The sequence below is a fragment of the Bradyrhizobium sp. WBAH42 genome, assembly GCF_024585265.1.
Classification (GTDB): Bacteria; Pseudomonadota; Alphaproteobacteria; order Rhizobiales; family Xanthobacteraceae; genus Bradyrhizobium.
The window spans coordinates 5,489,457-5,510,086 of sequence record NZ_CP036533.1 but is presented as its reverse complement, the minus strand read 5'-3'; the positions used below and the strand labels follow the sequence as shown (position 1 = coordinate 5,510,086).

Genomic DNA, 20,630 nt, shown 5'->3' with positions numbered 1-20,630 from the left:
CCGGCCTCGGCCGGGGCTTTTTTATTATGTGAATTCAGTGAGTTAACCATCGCGCTGCGAGATCTCGGGTCAGGCTTGACTCTTGAGAACGAAATGAGAACAATGTTCTTCATACGTTCTAGCGAGGGAGCGAGACCATGTTCAGGATTTTCGTGGAAGAGGCGGCTGCGCTGGCGTCCATCACGCTGTTCGTCGGGATGATCGCGATCTGGGCCCAGGTTATCCCGCAGCTTTGAGCATCCCGCAGCTTTGTCCCCGCGGCTCCGGGGCAGGCCCGGTTGGGGAAAAGCGGGACGACGCGGCGAAGCGGCCGCTCCGGCGTGGACTCTGGCGGCGCGAGACCCCACCATTGCGATGCCGAGTCGGCCGCGCGAGTGCATGATGCCTTGGGGAGCCGGCGACCGCTCCATCTCATCTGCAAGAGGCTGTCACGCGACCATGCCGAGCGCCGGATTTGTCCACCTTCACGTTCACTCGGCCTATTCGCTGCTCAAGGGCTCGATCAAGATCGCCAAGCTCGCCGAGCTTGCCAAGAAGGACCACCAGCCGGCGCTGGCGCTGACCGACACCGACAATCTGTTCGGCGCGCTGGAGTTCTCCGACAAGATGGCGGGCTCCGGCATCCAGCCGATCGTCGGCTGCGAACTGGCCATCGATTTCGGCGATCAGGATCCCAGCGCGCGCAACGCGATGGGACCGTCGCGCGTGGTGCTGCTGGCCGCGCAGGAGCGCGGCTATCGCAGCCTGATGCGGCTGAACTCGCGCGCGTTCCTGGAATCGCCGGACAGCCATGCTCCGTTCATCAAGCTCGACTGGCTCGTGGACGAGACCGAGGGCCTGATCGCGCTGACGGGCGGGCCGGACGGCCCGATCTCGCTGGCGCTCGCCGGTGGCATGGCCGAACTCGCCGGCGTGCGGTGCGAGCGTCTCGCTGCTCTGTTCGGCGACCGCCTCTACATCGAATTGCAGCGCCACAACGCCGAGAAGGAGCGGCGCGTCGAAGGCGGCTTGATCGACATCGCCTACGCCAAGGGGCTGCCGCTTGTTGCGACCAACGAGCCGTATTTCGCGACCACCGACGATTACGAAGCGCATGATGCGCTGCTCTGCATTGCCGGCGGCCGGCTGATCGCCGAGACCGACCGCATGCAGCTGACGCCGGATCATCGCTTCAAGACGCGCGCCGAGATGGCGGTGCTGTTCGCCGACATTCCGGAGGCGCTGGCCTCGACGGTGGAGATCGCCGAGCGCTGCTCGTTCCGGCCGATGACGCGCAAGCCAATCCTGCCGTTCTTCACCGTGGGTGCGGCGCAGAGCTCGGATGCCGCCGCGGTCGAGGCCGCCGAATTGAAGCGCCAGGCGGAGGAGGGGCTGGCCAAGCGCCTGAGCGTCCACGGCCTGTCGCAGGGCACGACGGAGGAGACGTACGCCAAGCGGCTCGCCTTCGAGCTCGACGTCATCACCCGCATGAAATACGCGGGCTACTTCCTGATCGTGTCCGACTTCATCAAATGGGCGAAGAGCCAGGGCATTCCCGTTGGGCCGGGCCGCGGCTCCGGCGCGGGGTCGCTGGTGGCGTGGGCGCTCACCATCACCGACCTCGATCCGATCAGGTTCGGCCTGCTGTTCGAGCGCTTCCTCAATCCCGAACGCGTCTCGATGCCGGACTTCGACATCGACTTCTGCCAGGACCGCCGCGGCGAGGTGATCAGTTACGTGCAGCAGCGCTACGGCCGCGATCAGGTCGCGCAGATCATCACCTTCGGTACGCTGCAGGCGCGCGGCGTGCTGCGCGACGTCGGCCGCGTGCTGCAGATGCCCTATGGCCAGGTCGACAAGCTGACCAAACTGGTGCCGCAGAATCCGGCGGCGCCGGTGACGCTGGCCGCCGCGATCGAGAGCGAGCCCAAGCTGCAGGCGTTCCGCGACGAAGACCCGGTGGTGGCGCGCGCCTTCGACATCGCCCAGCGTCTCGAAGGCCTGACCCGCCACGCCTCGACCCACGCGGCCGGCATCGTGATCGGCGATCGTCCTCTGAGCGAGCTCGTGCCGCTCTACCGCGATCCCAAATCCGACATGCCGGTGACCCAGTTCAACATGAAGTGGGTCGAGCCCGCGGGGCTCGTCAAGTTCGACTTCCTCGGCCTGAAGACGCTCACCGTGCTCGACGTCGCCTGCAAGCTGCTGAAGCCGCGCGGCATCCACGTCGATCTCGCCACGCTGCCGATCGACGATGCCGAGAGTTACCAGATGCTGGCGCGCGGCGACGTGGTCGGCGTGTTCCAGGTTGAAAGCCAGGGCATGCGACGGGCGCTGATCGACATGCGCCCCGACCGTTTCGAGGACATCATCGCGCTGGTCGCGCTGTATCGGCCGGGTCCGATGGCGAACATCCCGACCTATTGCGCGCGCAAGCACGGCGACGAGGAGCCGGAATATCTGCATCCCGTGCTGGAGCCGATCCTGAAGGAGACCTTCGGCGTCATCATCTACCAGGAGCAGGTGATGCAGATCGCGCAGGTGATGTCGGGCTATTCGCTCGGCGACGCCGACCTGCTGCGCCGCGCCATGGGCAAGAAGATCCGCGCCGAGATGGACAAGCAGCGCGACATCTTCGTCGCGGGCGCGGTGAAGAACGGTGTGCCGAAGGGGCAGGCCGAGACCATCTTCGAGCTGCTCGCAAAGTTCGCCGACTACGGCTTCAACAAGAGCCACGCGGCGGCCTATGCACTGGTGTCCTACCACACCGCCTACATGAAGGCGCATTATCCGGTGGAGTTCATCGCAGCGTCCATGACGCTCGATCTGAACAACACCGACAAGCTCTCCGAATTTCGCTCCGAGGCGCAGCGCCTCGGCATCAAGGTCGAGCCGCCGAACATCAACCGCTCGGGCGCGACCTTCGAGGTCGGCGAGAACACGATCTACTACGCGCTCGCCGCGCTCAAGGGCGTCGGCATCCAGGCGATCGAGCAGATCATCGCGGAGCGCACCCTTGGCGGCCTGTTCACCTCGCTCGCCGATTTCGCCGCGCGCGTCTCGCCGCGCGCGATCAACAAGCGCATCATCGAAAGCCTCGCCGCTGCCGGCGCCTTCGACACTCTGGAGCCGAACCGGGCGCGCGTCTTTGCCGGTGCGGACGCGATCCTCGCCGCCTGCCAGCGGGCGCATGAAGCTGCGACCATCGGCCAGAACGACATGTTCGGCATGTCGGCGGATGCGCCGACCATCATGCTGCCGCAAGTCGAGCCGTGGCTGCCGGCCGAGCGGCTGCGCCGCGAATACGACGCGATCGGCTTCTTCCTGTCGGGACATCCGCTCGACGATTACGCGACCGTGCTGAAGCGGCTGCGGGTGCAGAGCTGGGCCGAGTTCTCGCGCGCGGTGAAGACCGGCGCCACCGCCGGCAAGGTCGCCGCGACCGTTGTCTCGCGCATGGAGCGGCGCACCAAGACCGGCAACAAGATGGGCATCATGGGCCTGTCCGATCCCACCGGCCATTTCGAGGCGGTGCTGTTCTCGGAAGGCCTCGCGCAATATCGCGACGTGCTGGAGTCCGGCGCGGCCGTGCTGCTGCAGTTAGGCGCCGAGCTCCAGGGCGAGGACGTCCGCGCCCGCGTGCTGCATGCCGAGCCGCTCGATGACGCCGCGGCCAAGACGCAGAAGGGCCTGCGCATCTTCCTGCGCGACACCAAACCGCTGGACTCGATCGCCAAGCGTCTCGCCGGGCCCGATATGGCGGCTACCAACGGCGGTGCGCCGAAGGTCGGCAGTCCCGGCATCGCACCGCGCGGAAGCGGCGACGGCGAGGTCTCGCTGGTGATGATGCTCGACCTCGAGACCGAGGTGGAGATGAAGCTGCCCGGGCGCTTCAAGGTCTCGCCGCAGATCGCCGGCGCGATCAAGGCGGTCGCGGGCGTGGTGGACGTGCAACAGCTTTAGCTTCTCCGCCGCGCGTTCCGGTTTTTACAAAGTAGTCGTACTGCATCGGTTGCAACCCAGCGCTGATTCCGACTAGCATGTGCCCCGGGGAATGGAATGGGGCGTGTGATGCTGCGACAGGGTGGGTTGTTGTTGGCCGTTTGTGCCATGCTGACGGGGTGCGTCAGCAATCAGGTTGGAACGGACTTTGCGTCGGTGTCTAAAAAGGTCGGTCCTCCGCGCGCAGGGCACGCGCGTGTGGTGTTCCTGCAGGACAAGAGGAACGGCCTGAGCATGGCTATTTGCGCCTGCGAGGTGAAACTCGACGGTGCGCCGCTCGGAAAAATCGTGGCCGGGAAATATGCCTATGCCGACCGGCCTGCGGGACGTCACGACGTGCTGGTCACTGAACTGATGTTTCCGGGCGAGACCAAGCGCGAGATCGTCATGGAGGCAGGCCGGACGCATTTCTACCTGATCAAGAGCAGCGCCAGGCACGATGCCGCCATGGGTGGCGCCGTGCTCGGCGGTTTGGCCGGACTTGCGGTCGTGTCGGTCGCGACGGCGGGCGAGGCCAATCTCGGGCCGGGCGAGATCGTTGCTCTGGATGAGGCAACCGCGCGCACGAAACTCGCGGAGCTGGAAGCCGTCGAGTAGGGCGCGCGGTACGATGACGTGCTTCTGATCGCGCCGGGCACGGGGCTTGTGGACGCGCAGCAGCTCTGGAGCGCGAAGAGATATTGACGAAGCATCGCCGTGATGGATCGTTGCTCGAGCACGATCTGCGCATGAATGCGTGCCGCATTCGTCGAGAAAAAGAATTGTCGCAATTTTTTTGGATCACTCTTTTGGCGGGCGGATCTCGAATGCCTGCAGACGGACGCAGGTCTGTGCAATCGTCGGGCGCGATGGGCCACGCGTTTCGGCTTGCAGCATAGCGCGGTGCAGCAATCATCGGTTGCATCAATTTACATTTGTTATTTCTTCATATCGGCGCACCTATCTTCGCGACGCTTCATCGTCCACTGACCCGGAGGAAATGTCACATGTGCGACAAGTGCTCTGACGCTCTTCATCACGAAACTCTGCCTCAAGACATCGCGCCGTCGCGGCGATCGGCGATGCTGTTTGGCGCCGCCGCGTTCGGCATGGCTTTCGCCGGTGGAGCTTTCGCCAGTGGCGCCTTGGCCAAGGACGCCAAGCAGCCGCCGAAGCCGCAGAATGTGCTGTCGCCCGACGCGTCGCTGAAGCGGCTGATGGAGGGCAATGGGCGCTACGTCGCCGGCGTGTCGCGGCGCCACGATTTCAAGCACGAGCGCGAGGCGCTGGCCGGCGGGCAGAACCCGTTCGCGGCCGTGCTGAGCTGCGCCGACTCGCGCATCGCGCCGGAATACGCTTTCGACACGGGTCGCGGCGACCTGTTCGTCTGTCGCGTCGCCGGAAACTTTGCCGGCACCGAGACCATCGCAAGCATGGAATATGCGGTGGCGGTGCTGAACACGCCGCTGATCCTCGTGCTCGGCCATGATGCCTGCGGCGCGGTGGATGCGACGCTGAAGGCGATCAAGGACAATACGTCGCCGCCGGGGCACATTCCCTCGCTGGTCGATGCGATCGCGCCCGCCGCAAAGGCGGCGATGCAGCAGGGCGGGGACGTGCTCAACAAGGCGATCCGGCAGAACGTGGTCGACAACATCGCCAAGCTGAAGACGGCCGCGCCCATCCTCAATGCCGCCGTGGAGCAGGGCAAGGTGAAGGTCGTCGGCGGCATCTACCGGCTAACGACGGGCACGGTTGATCTGATCGCCCAGGGCTGAACGGGCCGGGGAGCCTCGCGCCGCAGTGCGGTCGCGAGGCTTGCGCCCGACGTGCAGGTTCGACGTGGAGTTGACTTGGGTGGCGGCGCCATGCCACCGCCCCAATCCGGGCATCTCGTTCAAGTGCCATTCAGCTGGCCGCGCGCCTGATACGCGGTGGCCACCTCAACAACAAAAGCGGGCACAGCCATGCGCGGGACGCTCAAAGTCTTCCTCTGCCTTCTCCTGGCGGTCCTTGCCCTGGGCGCGCCGCAACAGGCGCGTGCCCAGCAGCAGGAAAAGCGCATCGCGCTCGTGGTCGGCAACGGCGCCTATGCCAAATCGCCGCTGGCGACCACCGCGAACGACGCTGGCCTGATCGCACAAACGCTGCAGGCGGCGGGCTTCGACGTGGTCGGCGCGCGCGATCTCGACGGCGACACGCTGCGCAAGAGCTTGCGCGATTTCATCCAGAAGGCCCAGGCGTCGGGGCCGGGCACCGTCGCGATGATCTATCTTGCCGGCTACGGCGTGCAGCTGGCCGGCGAGAACTATTTCATCCCGGTCGATTCCAACATCAGCCGCGACACCGACATACCGACCGAGGCCTTGCGCATCAGTGACTATGCGCGCCAGCTCGCCTCGATTCCGCTCAAGGCCAATGTCGTGGTGCTCGACGCGGCCCGGGCGCAGCCCTTCATCGAGGGCGGACAGCCGATCGCGAGCGGTTTGGCGCTGGTCGAGCCGGAGCCGAACATGCTGATCGCCTTCAACGCCGCGCCCGGCACGGTGGCGCCGGAGGAGCCGGGGCCCTACGGCATCTATGCGCAGTCGCTCGCCGAGATGATCCGCACCGGCGGCCTGCCGCTGCCCGAGGTGTTCGACCGCGTCCGCCTGCGCGTCAACGAGGCCTCCAAGGGCGCGCAGGTGCCCTGGAACGAGCAGAAGATCTCGGCGCCATTCTCGTTCTTCGAGCGCGCGCCCGATGCGCCGCCGCCGGCGGCTGCGCCCGACCAAGTCGCCGCGATCCGGAGCAAGCCGATCCGCGATCTCGGCGTGCAGGATGCCTATGCCGCCGCGCTCGAGCGCGACACGCTGCCGGCCTATGAGGAGTTTCTCGCGGCCTATCCGAACGACCCGCTCGCCAAGCGCGTGATGGCGATCGTTGCCGCGCGCCGCGAAGCCATCACCTGGCGGCGGACCTACCGCACCGACACGCCGGAGGCCTATTGGTCGTATCTGCGCCGCTATCCGCGCGGGCCGCATGCGGCAGACGCACGGCGCCGCCTTGCGATCCTCACCGCGCCGCCCGAGCCGCCGCCGAGCTTCGCGATGATCGACTACGACGTGCCGCCACCGCCGCCGGAGGAGGTGGTCTATGTCGACCGTCCCGTGCTGTATTTCAGCGATCCCGATTTCGGCTTCGCGCCGCCACCGCCGCCGCCGGTCTATTACCTGCCGCCGCCGCCGCCGGATTTCGTCGTGCTGCCGCCGCCACTGCCCGTGGTCGGCCTGTTCGTGCTGCCGCAGCCGGTGTTCGTGCCGATCCCGGTATTCGTCAGGCCGCCGGTCTATGTCGCGCCGCCGCCGAACAACATCATCTATCAGAACATCCACAACACGACGGTCATCAACACCGTGATCAACCGCCCGCCGGCACCGCCGCCGGCCGCGGGGCCGGCGCCCGGACCGGGCAATCTGGCGCCGGCGGTTGCCGGCCGCGCCACGCCGGCAGGTCCGGCCGTGCCGCAGGCGGTGGTCCAGCGCGCCGCTCTGATCCAGCAGGGCAAGGCGCCGATGCCGCCGAGCGCGACGATCCAGCCGACGGCGAAGCCGGGTCTCGCGGCACCGGCTCCGGCCAATGTTGCGCCTGGCACGACGGCGCCGCCGCCCGCAGGCGCCAAGCTGCCGCAGGCCAATACGGTGCCGGCGCCGGGAGCGCCCGGCAGCCCGCCGGCCGGAGCGGCGCCCGGGACGGGGACGCCGGGCGGCCCACCTCTTCCGACCGCGACCGCGCCCGCCGGCAGCGCCGCTGCACCCCCGCAAGCGCTGGCGCCGACCAAGTTGCCGCAGGCCAATACGCTGCCCGTGCCCGGCACCCCCGGCGGGCCGCCGCCGGCCGGAGCAGGGGCCGCGCCCGGGACTGTCCCATCCCCAGGCAAGCCTGCCGCGACCGCCACGGCGCCGAGCGGCAACGTCCCACCGCCGCAGCCGAACGCGGCTACGACGCCCAATCACCCACCGGCTTCCGGAAACGCGACGAATCCGTCCGCGGCCCTGCCCAGGCCGGGGACAACGACCCCGCCTGTGCCAGACCTGCGCGGCAGGCCGGGCGGGCCTCAGCCGGGCGCTTTGCCGCCGCCGAGCGCGGCCACCGGCAAGCCCGCCGCCCCGACGGCGGTCAAACCCGTGACACCTCCGCCGCCACCCGTGGCGGCGCGGACACCGTCCGGAGTTCAGGATCGTCGGCCCGCACCAGCGCCACCGCCGCCGCAGGCCGGCAGGCCCGCCGCTGCGCCTCCGCATCCTCAGGCTCTGGCAAGGCCGGCGCCGCCGCCTCCGCCGCGGGTTGCGCCACCCCCGCCGCCGCGGGCCGCGCCTCCGCCCGTCGCCGTGGCGCGGCCGGCGCCACCGCCGCCACCTGTTGCCCGGCCGGCGCCGCCTCCGCCCGCGATGGCGCGGCCGGCACCACCTCCGCCGCCTGTCGCACGGCCAGCGCCGCCGCCACCACCTCCGGTCGCCCGACCGGCGCCGCCGCCGATGGCCGCAGCGCCGCATCCGCCTCCGCGGCCGGCCGGCCCGCCACCGAAGAGCTGCCCGCCGGGCCAGCCAAAGTGTTAGGAGGCTCAAGGGGCAGGGGACGCTCGGAAGCGAGCGCAGCCTAGAGGCGTCCCCAAAGGCCCGTTATTTCCTTGCTTCTGGCCGAAATGGCGCTATATAGCGCGCCATCTCACACGGAAACATGGCTCACAAGGCCGTCCGGTGGCAGCCGGGGCGAGAACGCTCCGTTTTGCTCACACGTTTCCGGAGGAACCAACCGGAGAACTAGAACGATGGCACTACCCGATTTCACTATGCGTCAGCTGCTGGAAGCTGGCGTGCACTTTGGTCACCAGTCTCACCGCTGGAATCCGAAAATGGCTCCGTTCATTTTCGGCACCCGCAACAACATCCACATCGTCGACCTCGCCCAGACCGTGCCGATGCTGCACCAGGCCCTCCAGGCGGTCAGCGACACGGTGGCCAAGGGCGGCCGCATCCTGTTCGTCGGCACCAAGCGCCAGGCCCAGGACGGCGTTGCCGACGCGGCCAAGCGCTGCGCGCAGTATTTCGTCAATTCGCGCTGGCTCGGCGGCACGCTGACCAACTGGAAGACGATCTCGGCCTCGATCAAGCGCCTGCGTCACCTCGACGACGTGCTCTCGGGCGGCGAAGCCAATTCCTACACGAAGAAGGAGCGCCTGACGCTGCAGCGCGAGCGCGACAAGCTCGACCGCTCGCTCGGCGGCATCAAGGACATGGGCGGTCTGCCCGACCTGATCTTCGTGATCGACACCAACAAGGAAGACATCGCGATCCAGGAGGCCCAGCGGCTCAACATCCCGGTCGCCGCGATCGTCGACACCAATTCGGACCCCAAGGGCATCACCTATGTGGTGCCGGGCAATGACGACGCCGGCCGTGCCATCTCGCTGTACTGCGATCTGATCGCGCGTGCGGCGATCGACGGCATCTCGCGTGCGCAGGGCGATTCGGGCGTCGACATCGGAGCGTCGGCCAAGCCGCTCGCCGAAGAGCTGCCGGCAGCGTCCTCGAGCGGTTTCCAGGGCCTTGCGGGTCCCCGCGGCACCGCCGACGACCTCAAGAAGCTCCCGGGCGTGTCGGGTGCGATCGAGAAGAAGTTCAACGATCTCGGCATCTTCCACTACTGGCAGCTCGCCGAGCTCGACCACGACACCGCGCACACGATCGGCGAAGAAGTCGGTCTGCCGAGCCGCGCGGATGCCTGGGTGGCCAAGGCCAAGGCGCTGACCGCGGAAGCGGAATAGTCAAAAAGAGCGATGGGTTGGCCGGATAGGATCCGGCCACCATTTCAGTTGACGCGACTTCCTGAGATGGACCGCGGCGGGGCGATTTGATGCCGCGCCGCGGCAAACCAGCAGGCACAAAGGATTTTCAACGATGGCAACGATCACAGCTGCGATGGTCAAGGACCTGCGCGAATCGACCGGCGCAGGCATGATGGACTGCAAGGCAGCGCTCACCGAAAACGACGGCAACATGGAAGCTGCGCAGGACTGGCTGCGCAAGAAGGGTCTGTCCAAGGCCGCCAAGAAGTCGGGCCGCGTCGCGGCCGAGGGCCTGATCGGCGCACTCACTAAGGGCACCAAGGGCGTCGTGGTCGAGGTCAATTCCGAGACCGACTTCGTCGCCCGCAACGGCCAGTTCCAGGGCCTGGTCAAGATGATCGCGCAGGTCGCGTTCGACGTCGGCGCCGACGTCGAGAAGATCAAGGCCGCCAAGGTCGGCGACGTCACGATCGAAACCGCCATCAATGATGCGATCGCCACCATCGGCGAGAACATGACGCTGCGCCGCGCCGCCCAGCTCGAGGTGAGCCAGGGCGTTGTCTCGCACTATGTTCACGGGGCCGTCATCGAGGGCGCCGGCAAGATGGGCGTGATCGTGGCGCTGGAATCGCCGGGCAAGGCTGACGAGCTCGCAGCGCTCGGCCGTCAGATCGCGATGCACGTCGCCGCTGCCAACCCCTTGGCGCTCGATCCCTCCGGCCTCGATCCGGCCGTGGTCAAGCGCGAGAAGGACGTGCTGGCCGACAAGTACCGTCAGCAGGGCAAGCCGGAGAACGTGATCGAGAAGATCGTCGAGTCCGGCCTCAAGACCTACTACAAGGAAGTCTGCCTGCTCGAGCAGGCCTTCATCCACGACACCGGCAAGTCGGTGGCGCAGGCGGTGAAGGAGGCCGAGGGCAAGGTCGGCGGCGCTGTGAAGATCGCCGGCTTTGTGCGCTATGCTCTCGGCGAGGGAATCGAGAAGCAGGAAAGCGACTTCGCGGCCGAGGTCGCCGCGGCCAGCGGCAAGAAGTAAGCGCCGGAACGTTCCTTCCGGCGTGCCGCCGGAAGCGGCGCCCGGACAAGGAAAGTGCTCATGACTGATCCGGTCTATCGTCGCGTCGTGATCAAGCTGTCCGGCGAATATCTCGCGGGACAGCAAGGCTTTGGCATCGATCAGCCGACCGTCGACCGGGTTGCGGACGATCTGATCGCGGCCCGCCATCTCGGCACCGAGGTCGCGGTCGTAATCGGCGGCGGCAACATGGTCCGCGGCGTCGAGGTCTCATCCCGCGGGGTGTCGCGCACCACCGGCGACACCATGGGCATGCTCGCCACCATGATGAACTGCCTCGCGCTGGAAGCGGCGATCGAGCGCAAGGGCACGCCGGCTCGGACGCTGTCGGCCTTCGTCATGCCCGAGATTTCCGAGCTGTTCACCCGCACCGCGGCACACAGATACCTGGCCGAGGGCCGCATCGTGCTGCTCGGCGGCGGGACCGGCAATCCGTTCTTCACCACCGACACGACGGCGGTGCTGCGGGCCGCCGAGATCGGCGCGCAGGCGGTCCTGAAGGCCACCAATGTCGACGGGGTCTACTCGGCCGATCCGAAGAAGGATCCGACCGCCACGCGGTTCGACCGCCTGACGCATTCGCAGGCGATCGAGGGCGGCTACAAGGTGATGGATGCGACCGCCTTCGCGCTTGCCCGCGAGACATCGCTGCCTATCATCGTATTCTCGATCGCGGAGCCGGGCTCGATCGGCGCGATTCTGCGTGGCGTCGGCCACGGAACCATCGTCGCCGGCTGACGGCTCAACTGGCGCGCCCGAAAGGGAACGGCGCGGAGCGGTCGCCGGGATTTTGAAGGAGAAAACGTGATGGCCACGGGTAATTTCGACCTCAACGAAGTGAAGCGCCGCATGCAGGGCGCCGTCGCCTCGCTCAAGCACGAGCTCGGCGGCCTGCGCACGGGACGCGCCTCTGCCTCGATGCTCGATCCGGTGCAGGTCGAGGCCTATGGCAGCCACATGCCGCTCAATCAGCTCGCCACCGTCAGCGTGCCGGAGCCGCGACTGATCTCGGTTCAGGTCTGGGACAAGTCGATGGTCAAGGCCGTCGAGAAGGCGATCGTCGATTCCAATCTCGGCCTGTCGCCGGCGACCGAGGGCCAGGTGCTGCGCCTGCGCATTCCCGAGCTTAACGAGGAGCGCCGCAAGGAGCTGGTGAAGGTCGCGCACAAATATGCCGAAGCCGCCAAGGTCGCCGCGCGCCATGTCCGCCGCGACGGTCTCGACGTGCTCAAGAAGCTCGAGAAGAATCACGAGATGTCGGAGGACGATCAGAAGCGTCACGCCGACGAGGTGCAGAAGGCGACCGACGGCACCATCGCCGAGATCGACCAGTTGCTGGCCGCCAAGGAAAAAGAAATCCTCACCGTTTAAGGCATCGCCTTCATGTCCAACGCCGCCGCGCCCGCAACGGAAGGACCCGACCGGTCCGAGGCGCCCGCGCATGTCGCCATCATCATGGACGGCAACGGGCGTTGGGCGGCCGCGCGCGGTCTGCCGCGCGCGGAAGGGCATCGTCGCGGCGTGGACGCATTGCGCCGTGTGGTGCGCGCCTCGCACGAGCTCGGCATCCGCTATCTCACCATCTTCTCGTTCTCTTCGGAGAACTGGTCGCGTCCGGCGAGCGAGATCGGCGACCTGTTCGGCCTGCTGCGGCGCTTCATCCGCAACGATCTGGCGAGCCTGCATCGCGACGGCGTCAAGGTCCGCATCATCGGCGAGCGCGAGGGGCTCGAGAGCGACATCTGCGCTTTGCTGAACGAGGCCGAGGAGCTGACGCGCGACAATACGCGACTGACGCTCGTCGTCGCCTTCAATTACGGCTCGCGGCAGGAGATCGCGAAGGCGGCGCGGAAGCTCGCCCGCGAGGTTGCGGAGGGCAGGCGGGATCCTGCCACGATCGACGCCGAGACGCTTGGCGCGCATCTCGACGCGCCCGACATCCCCGATCCCGATCTCATCATCCGCACGAGCGGCGAGCAGCGCCTGTCGAACTTCCTGATGTGGCAGGCCGCCTATAGCGAGCTCGTGTTCGCGCCGATCCATTGGCCCGACTTCGACAAGGCGGCGCTGGAAAGCGCGATTGCCGAATTTGCCAGGCGCGAGCGCCGTTTCGGCGGCCTGGTTGCGAAGACCGCCTCGTGAACGAACCCGATTCTGCACCGGTGGGCGCCAAGCCTGCCCCGAGCAATCTGGTGATGCGGGTCCTCGCGGCGCTGGTGCTGGCGCCGCTGGCCATTGCGATCGCCTATGCCGGCGGCTGGCTGTGGGCGCTTTTCGTCACCCTGGTCTCGATCGGGCTGTTTGCCGAATGGCTGATGGTGGTGGGCGCAGGATCGGCCGCATTGACCGGGGCGGGGACGGTCGTGATCGCCATGATGGGAGCCTCCGTCGCTTTCGGCGCGCTCAAGACCTCCGTCGTCACCGGCCTGATCGGCGGCGCGCTCGTGACGCTGATCGCGCGGGGCAAGTTCTTGTGGGCGGCCAGCGGATTTGCCTATGCGGCGGCGGCGCTGCTGGCCTCGATCCTGCTGCGCAAGGATCTCGTCAACGGCTTCTCCGCGCTGATGTTCGTGCTGCTGGTGGTCTGGGCGACGGACATCGGCGGCTATTTCGCCGGACGCAGCATTGGCGGTCCGAAATTATGGCCGCGCGTGAGCCCGAAAAAGACCTGGGCCGGCGCGCTCGGCGGTTTTGCGGCGAGCCTTGCGGTCGCCGCCGGCTTTGCCGCCTGCGGGATCGGAAAAGCGGTTCCACTGCTGCTCGTCGGTGCCGTCCTGTCGGTGGTGTCGCAGCTCGGCGATCTCTTCGAGTCCGCCGTGAAGCGGCGCTTCGGTGTCAAGGATTCCAGTCACTTAATTCCCGGCCATGGCGGACTACTGGACCGCCTGGACGGTTTTGTCGCCGCCATCCTGGCGGCATGGATTATCGGCTTTCTCCGCCATGGTGTGCATAGCGCCGGAAGCGGTCTTATGGTTTGGTGAGGATATGAGCGCCGTTCCCTTGCGTAACAACAGGCTTGCTGCGTCTGACATTCGCAGCGTCACAGTCCTCGGTGCCACCGGCTCGATCGGCGACAGCACGATGGACCTCTTGCGCGCCTCGCCCGAGCGCTACCGTGTCGAGGCGCTGACGGCGAACGGCAATGTCGCAGCGCTGGCCAAGCTCGCCAAGGAATTCAACGCGCGCTATGTCGCGATTGCCGACACCTCCAAGCTCGCCGAGCTCAAGGACGCGCTGGCGGGCACCAGCACCGAATGCGGCGCCGGCGAAAGTGCGGTGATCGAGGCCGGCGCGCGCCCGGCGGACTGGGTGATGGCGGCGGTGAGCGGCGCTGCCGGGCTGAAGCCGGCGCTTGCCGCGGTCGATCGCGGCGCGCATGTCGCGCTCGCCAACAAGGAGTGCCTGGTCTGCGCCGGCGACTTCTTCATGCAGCGCGCGGCAAAAGCGGGCGCCTGCATCCTGCCGGCCGATTCCGAGCACAACGCGCTGTTCCAGGCATTGAGCTCAGGCAATCGCGACGAGCTCGTCCGCGTCATCATCACGGCCTCCGGCGGTCCGTTCCGGACCTGGAAGCCTGCGGACATCGAGCAGGCGACGCTCGAGCAGGCCCTGAAGCATCCGAACTGGAGCATGGGCCAGAAGATCACGATCGATTCGGCCTCGATGATGAACAAGGGCCTTGAAGTGATCGAGGCGTCCTATTTGTTTGCGCTCTCGCCGGACGAGATCGACGTGCTGGTTCATCCGCAGTCGATCATCCACGGCATGGTCGAGTTTTCCGACTGCTCGGTCGTGGCCCAGCTCGGCGCGCCCGACATGAGGACGCCGATCGCCCATTGCCTCGGCTGGCCCGATCGCATCAAGGGCCCGGCCGCCAAGCTCGACCTTGCCAAGATCGGCCAGCTGACCTTCGAGGCGCCGGACTTCGAGCGCTTCCCCGGATTGCGGCTGGCCTACGAATCGCTCCGGACCGGGAAGGGCGCGACAACCGTCTACAACGCCGCCAACGAGGTTGCGGTCGCCGCCTTCATTGCCGGCAAGATCCGGTTCGGCGCGATTGCCCGGCTGGTCGAGGCGACGCTCGAGGATTGGATCAAGGGCGGCAACCAGGCGCCCCTGATGTCGGCGGACGATGCAATCTCTGTTGACCATGTTGCGCGAAATAGGGCCGCCGCCCTATTGCCTCAAATTGCCTTAAAGGCATCCTAGTTGGTTCGGGACCAGGGCCTTGCGGCGCTGGGTGAGGGAATTCGATGATCGACTTTTTCGTCCATAGTTTCAATACGTTGAGCCATGGGCTCCTCGGCTACGCGGTTCCCTTCCTGTTCGTCCTGACCATCGTCGTGTTCTTCCACGAGCTCGGCCATTTCCTGGTCGCGCGCTGGGCCGGCGTGCGCGTGTTAACCTTTTCGCTCGGCTTTGGCCCCGAGCTGGTCGGCTTCAACGACCGCCATGGCACCCGCTGGAAGATTTCGGCGATCCCGCTCGGCGGCTACGTCAAGTTCTTCGGCGACGAGAGCGAGGCCTCGACCCCGTCGGCCCAGACGCTGGCGGCCATGACGGCCGAGGAGCGCGCCGGCAGCTTCCACCACAAGAAGGTCGGCCCCCGCGCGGCGATCGTGGCGGCCGGGCCGATCGCCAATTTCATCCTGGGCGCGCTGATCTTCGCCGGAATGGCCCTCTATTACGGCAAGCCGAGCACGATCGCCCGGGTCGACGGTGTCGTCGCCGACGGCGCGGCGGCTGCGGCCGGCTTCAAGGTCGGCGACGTCGTCGTCCAGATTGACGGCAAGCCGATCGAGAGCTTTGCCGACATGCAGCGAATCGTTGCGATGAACGCCGGTTCGGCGCTTACCTTCCAGGTGAAGCGCGACGGTGCCATCGTCTCGCTGACCGCGACTCCGGCGCTGCTGGAGCGCAAGGACCCGTTCGGCAACAGCCACCGTCTCGGCGTTCTCGGCGTCGAGCACAAGTCGCAGGCCGGGGAGGCCTCGACCACCCCGGTCGGCGTCGGTGAAGCGCTCAAGATCGGCGTCGAGCAGGTCTGGTTCATCATCACCAGCACCTTCAAGTTCCTGGGCTCCCTCTTCGTCGGCCAGGGCAATCCGAACGAGGTCAGCGGAGTCCTGGGAATCGCGAAAATGTCGGGGCAGGCGGCCAGCGCCGGGTTCCAGTTCGTGATCAATCTCTGCGCGGTGCTGTCGGTCTCGATCGGCCTTTTGAACCTGTTCCCGATCCCGCTGCTCGATGGCGGCCACCTGATGTTCTATGCGGCCGAGGTGGTTCGGGGTCGGCCCCTGTCCGAGCGGACCCAGGAAATGGGGTTCCGAATCGGCCTTGGCCTCGTGCTGATGTTGATGGTGTTCGCGACCTACAACGACATCCTGCGGATGGCGGCCTCCTGATAGGGGCTTTTTTGTGGCGTTGCTGTTGAGCAACGTCTTGGAATGAAATTGAAATTACGGCGCTTTCGGCCGTTTGCGGCGTCGGCGAAATTGGCTACAAGCGGCCTGAACTTGGGGAATCTCCGGACCGGCGTTGGGGTGGGTCTGGCACGGAATGATAAGGGCGCGTTGCGCGATGAAGTTTGGACTGCGACTCCGGGGGGGCTTGATCGCGACCCTGATCTTGTTCGGCGCGCCGGTGGTTGCCCCGGTTGGGGCTGTTTTCGTGTCTTCGTCTGCGCTCGCTCAGACCGTTCAGTCGATTTCCGTCGAAGGGAATCGCCGCGTCGAGGTGGAGACGATCCGCTCCTATTTCAAGCCGGGCCCGGGCGGCCGGCTGGATCAGGCCGCCATCGACGACGGCCTCAAGGCGTTGATCGAGACCGGCCTGTTCCAGGACGTCAGGATCAACCGCGGTTCCGGCGGCCAGCTGATCGTCTCCGTGGTGGAAAACCCGGTGATCGGCCGCATCGCCTTCGAGGGCAACAAGAAGATCAAGGACGAGCAGCTCACCGCTGAAGTCCAGTCCAAGGCACGCGGCACCTTCTCCCGCGCCATGGTGCAGTCGGACACGCTCCGAATCGCCGAAATCTATCGCCGCTCCGGCCGCTACGACGTGCGCGTCACGCCCGAGATCATCGAGCAGCCGAACAATCGCGTCGACCTGATCTTCACGGTCGAGGAGGGCGTCAAGACCGGCGTCCGGTCGATCGAGTTCGTCGGCAACAATGCCTTCTCGTCCTACCGCCTTCGCGACGTGATCAAGACGCGCGAAACGAATCTGCTGAGCTTTCTCGGCAGCGGTGACGTCTACGATCCCGATCGCGTCGAAGCCGATCGCGATCTGATCCGCCGATTCTATCTCAAGAACGGCTTCGCCGACGTGCAGGTCGTCGCGGCGCTCACCGAGTACGATCCGGAGAAGAAGGGCTTCAACGTCACCTTCAAGATCGAGGAAGGTCAGCAATACCGCGTCGGCTCGGTCGATTTCCGCACCAGCATTCCGAACTTCGATCCGAGCTCGATGCGCGGCTATTCGCGCATCAATGTCGGCTCGCTCTACAACGTCGAATTGGTCGAGAAGTCGGTCGAGGAGATGCAGATCGAGGCCTCCCGGCGCGGCTATGCCTTCGCCGTGGTCCGGCCCGGCGGCGACCGCAACTTCGAAGCGCACACCGTGTCCGTCGTGTTCAACGTCGACGAGGGCCCGCGCACCTATATCGAGCGCATCAACCTGCGCGGCAACACCCGCACGCGCGACTACGTGATCCGCCGCGAGTTCGACATCTCGGAAGGCGACGCCTACAACCGCGCGCTGGTCGACCGTGCCGAGCGGCGCCTGAAGAACCTCGACTATTTCAAGACCGTGAAGATCACGACCGAGCCGGGCTCGTCCAGCGACCGCGTCATCCTGATCGTCGACATGGAAGAGAAATCGACCGGCGACTTCTCGGTCTCGGGCGGTTACTCAACCACCGACGGCGCGCTGGCCGAAGTCTCGATCTCGGAGCGCAACCTGCTCGGTCGCGGCCTGTTCGCCAAGGCGTCGGTGACCTATGGCCAGTATGCCCGCGGCTACTCGCTGTCGTTCGTCGAGCCGTATCTGCTCGACTACCGCGTCGCGCTCGGCCTCGACCTCTATCAGCGTGAGCAGAAGTCCAACAGCTACATCTCTTACGGCACCAGGACGCTCGGCTTCTCGCCGCGACTCGGCTTCTCCTTGCGTGAAGATCTCTCGCTCCAGGTGCGCTACTCGATCTATCGGCAAGAGATCACGCTGCCGAGCTACTTGGCCAACTGTAACAACGACCCGCTGTCATCGGCATTCAACCCCAGTCCGGCCTACTCGGCGGCGACGGGTACGCCCTTGGCTGCATCCACCAACGGCCTCGGCTGCTACAACGATGGCGAAGCCTCGCTGCCGGTCCGCAAGGAGCTGGCCAACGGCAAGACTCTGACCTCGGCGCTCGGCTACACGCTGACCTACAACACGCTGGACAACAACAAGAACCCGACCGATGGTCTGCTCGTCGACTTCCGGCAGGACTTCGCCGGCGTCGGCGGCGACGTTTCCTATCTGAAGTCGGTGGTCGACGCGAAGTACTACACGCCGCTCGTCTCCGACATCGTCGGCCTCGTCCGCCTGCAAGGCGGCATGCTGAACAAGATCGGCAACGATCTGCGCATGCTCGACCACTTCCAGATGGGCCCGAACCTCGTTCGTGGCTTTGCCCCGAACGGCATCGGTCCGCGCGACTTGAACCCCTTCGGCACGCAGGATGCGCTCGGCGGCACCAAGTATTGGGGTGCTTCGCTCGAATTGCAGATGCCGTTCTGGTTCCTGCCCAAGGAAGTGGGTCTGAAGGGCGCGGTCTATGCCGACGCCGGCGGCCTCTACGACTACAAGGGACCGACGAGCTGGACCGCCACCAACGAGGTCAACGTGCCGGGCTGTATCCCGTCGACCATCAATCCGAACAGCACCGGGACCTGCACCGGTCTCGTATATGACGACAGCAAGGTCGTTCGCTCGTCGGTCGGTGTCGGCGTGATCTGGCAGTCGCCGTTCGGACCGCTGCGCTTCGACTACGCCGTGCCGCTCAGCAAGGGCAAGTACGACCGCACGCAGGAGTTCCGGTTCGGCGGCGGCACCACTTTCTAGTTCGATCAGCACGGCACGATCCGGATCGCCGGAGCCGGTTTCCGAAAGGGATCGTGCCGATCAAAGACATGAGGCATGATGCGGCCTGACCGCTTCATGCCGAAGCCGGACCGCGACGGGGTGGAATGGCGCAGCCGACCTTCTTCACAAAGCCGCCTGCCGCAGCGTTGGCCGACATCGCCACGCTGACCAAGGCGCAGCTGGTCGACCCGGCGAGGGGCGGCCACGTCATCACGGGCCTTGCTTCGCTCGATGAAGCGGGCCCGATGCATTTGGCCTTTTTCGACAACCTCAAATATCTCGAGGAACTCAAAGCGACCCGCGCCGGGGCATGCCTGGTGAGCCCACGCTTCGAGGCCCAGGTGCCTGCCCACGTGGCCGTGCTGCGGGTGGCGCAGCCGTTCCGCGCCTTCGTCCGGATCGCGCGGGAATGGCACGCCGATGCGCTGCGGCCGCAATCCTGGTTCGGCATCGAGGGTATTGCACCGTCCGCCATCATCGATCCCTCGGCCCGGCTCGAGGACGACGTCATCGTCGAGCCCCTGGCGGTCATCGGCCCGGACGTCGAGATCGGGAGCGGCACGGTGATCGGCGCCGGCGCGGTCATCGGCCCCGGCGTCAAGATCGGCCGGGACTGCAATGTCGGCGCCCGCACGGCCATCCAATGCGCCCTGATCGGCAACGACGTGCTGATCCATCCCGGCTGCTCGATCGGCCAGGACGGCTACGGATTCATCTTCTTCGGCCCCGAGGGGCATCTGAAGGTCCCCCAGACCGGCCGCGTGCTGATCCAGAACAATGTGGAGGTCGGCGCCGGCACCACCATCGACCGCGGCTCCCTGCGCGACACCGTGATCGGGGAAGGCACCAAAATCGACAATCAGGTCCAGATCGGCCACAATGTGACGATCGGCCGGAATTGCCTGCTGGCGGCTCAGATCGGCCTCGCGGGCAGCCTGACGATCGGCGACAACGTGGCGCTGGGAGCAAAGGTTGGCATCAACAATCACCTCAAGATCGGTGATGGCGCCCAGGTTACCGCGATGAGCGGGGTCAAGGACGACATCCCGCCGAATGGCCGTTGGGGTGGCCTCTTTGCCAAGCCGACCAAGCAATGGTTCAAGGAGATCATCGCGGTGGAGCGCCTGGTGCGCGACAGCAAGGCCGATCCGAAGGACGAGGGACGGGAATGACGGCGGAATCACCTGTTAAGTTCGAGCTGGTGGACATCAATGCGATCCTCCAGACGCTGCCGCACCGCTTTCCGATGCTGCTGATCGACCGCGTGATCAACATCCGCGCCGATTACAGCGGCATCGGCATCAAGAACGTCACCTTCAACGAGCCGGCGTTCCAGGGGCATTTCCCCGAGCGTCCGGTCTATCCCGGCGTCATGATGATCGAGGCGATGGCGCAGACCGCAGGCGTGATCGGCATCAAGTCGGTCGAGGGCACCGAGAAGCCGCGGGCGGTCTATTTCCTCACCATCGACAAGTGCAAGTTTCGCAAGCCCGTGCTGCCGGGCGACACGATCGAGTATCACATGCGCTCGCTCGGCCGCCGCAAGGCCATGTGGTGGTTTCACGGCGACGCCAAGGTCAACGGGCAGGTCGTCGCCGAAGCCGACGTCGGCGCCATGCTGACCGATTGAGCGGCGCCGGG

At 66.3% G+C, this 20,630-nt stretch carries 15 protein-coding genes; all 15 read left to right on the top strand.

Translation table 11 applies throughout. The features are described from left to right. Positions 1 to 438 precede the first annotated feature (438 nt). The 15 genes from dnaE (at position 439) to fabZ (ending at position 20,619) form a co-directional block, all read left to right on the top strand. Positions 439 to 3,942, top strand: coding sequence for a DNA polymerase III subunit alpha (dnaE, locus tag DCG74_RS25770; protein WP_172783569.1), 3,504 nt, complete (start codon positions 439 to 441; stop codon positions 3,940 to 3,942). A gap of 96 nt (positions 3,943 to 4,038) precedes the next feature. Beyond that, entirely contained in the window at positions 4,039 to 4,578 is a 540-nt protein-coding gene (locus DCG74_RS25765; protein ID WP_257187435.1) for a DUF2846 domain-containing protein, read from the top strand. Positions 4,579 to 4,967: 389 nt separating this feature from the next. After that, the gene (locus DCG74_RS25760) at positions 4,968 to 5,738 is read left to right on the top strand and encodes a carbonic anhydrase (protein ID WP_172783571.1); all 771 of its coding nucleotides are present in this window, start codon (positions 4,968 to 4,970) and stop codon (positions 5,736 to 5,738) included. A gap of 189 nt (positions 5,739 to 5,927) precedes the next feature. Next, a complete protein-coding gene (locus DCG74_RS25755; RefSeq protein ID WP_172783572.1) occupies positions 5,928 to 8,558 on the top strand; it encodes a caspase family protein in 2,631 nt (876 codons plus the stop codon). A gap of 212 nt (positions 8,559 to 8,770) precedes the next feature. After that, complete coding sequence (locus DCG74_RS25750) at positions 8,771 to 9,766, top strand: 30S ribosomal protein S2 (protein WP_172783573.1); 996 nt, start codon at positions 8,771 to 8,773, stop codon at positions 9,764 to 9,766. Positions 9,767 to 9,899: 133 nt separating this feature from the next. Continuing rightward, positions 9,900 to 10,823 carry a translation elongation factor Ts gene (gene tsf, locus DCG74_RS25745; protein ID WP_124158103.1) on the top strand — a complete coding sequence of 308 codons (924 nt, stop codon included), beginning with the start codon at positions 9,900 to 9,902 and terminating at the stop codon, positions 10,821 to 10,823. Positions 10,824 to 10,883: 60 nt separating this feature from the next. Beyond that, positions 10,884 to 11,600: a UMP kinase gene (pyrH, locus tag DCG74_RS25740; RefSeq protein WP_172783574.1), complete on the top strand. Its 717-nt coding sequence runs from the start codon at positions 10,884 to 10,886 to the stop codon at positions 11,598 to 11,600. Positions 11,601 to 11,669: 69 nt separating this feature from the next. Beyond that, complete coding sequence (frr, locus tag DCG74_RS25735; protein WP_025036556.1) at positions 11,670 to 12,233, top strand: ribosome recycling factor; 564 nt, start codon at positions 11,670 to 11,672, stop codon at positions 12,231 to 12,233. A gap of 12 nt (positions 12,234 to 12,245) precedes the next feature. After that, entirely contained in the window at positions 12,246 to 13,004 is a 759-nt protein-coding gene (locus DCG74_RS25730) for an isoprenyl transferase (protein ID WP_172783575.1), read from the top strand. Further along, complete coding sequence (locus DCG74_RS25725; protein WP_172783576.1) at positions 13,001 to 13,843, top strand: phosphatidate cytidylyltransferase; 843 nt, start codon at positions 13,001 to 13,003, stop codon at positions 13,841 to 13,843. Before DCG74_RS25730 ends, DCG74_RS25725 begins: the two co-directional genes overlap by 4 nt. A gap of 4 nt (positions 13,844 to 13,847) precedes the next feature. Next, positions 13,848 to 15,071 carry a 1-deoxy-D-xylulose-5-phosphate reductoisomerase gene (dxr, locus tag DCG74_RS25720; RefSeq protein WP_172783577.1) on the top strand — a complete coding sequence of 408 codons (1,224 nt, stop codon included), beginning with the start codon at positions 13,848 to 13,850 and terminating at the stop codon, positions 15,069 to 15,071. Positions 15,072 to 15,115: 44 nt separating this feature from the next. Continuing rightward, complete coding sequence (gene rseP / locus DCG74_RS25715) at positions 15,116 to 16,267, top strand: RIP metalloprotease RseP (RefSeq protein WP_172783578.1); 1,152 nt, start codon at positions 15,116 to 15,118, stop codon at positions 16,265 to 16,267. Positions 16,268 to 16,442: 175 nt separating this feature from the next. Next, a complete protein-coding gene (gene bamA / locus DCG74_RS25710) occupies positions 16,443 to 18,968 on the top strand; it encodes an outer membrane protein assembly factor BamA (RefSeq protein ID WP_172783579.1) in 2,526 nt (841 codons plus the stop codon). Positions 18,969 to 19,093: 125 nt separating this feature from the next. Further along, positions 19,094 to 20,161 (top strand): UDP-3-O-(3-hydroxymyristoyl)glucosamine N-acyltransferase, encoded by a 1,068-nt coding sequence (lpxD, locus tag DCG74_RS25705; protein WP_172783580.1) that lies wholly within the window; start codon positions 19,094 to 19,096, stop codon positions 20,159 to 20,161. Beyond that, a complete protein-coding gene (fabZ, locus tag DCG74_RS25700; protein ID WP_024341283.1) occupies positions 20,158 to 20,619 on the top strand; it encodes a 3-hydroxyacyl-ACP dehydratase FabZ in 462 nt (153 codons plus the stop codon). Before lpxD ends, fabZ begins: the two co-directional genes overlap by 4 nt. Positions 20,620 to 20,630 lie beyond the last annotated feature (11 nt).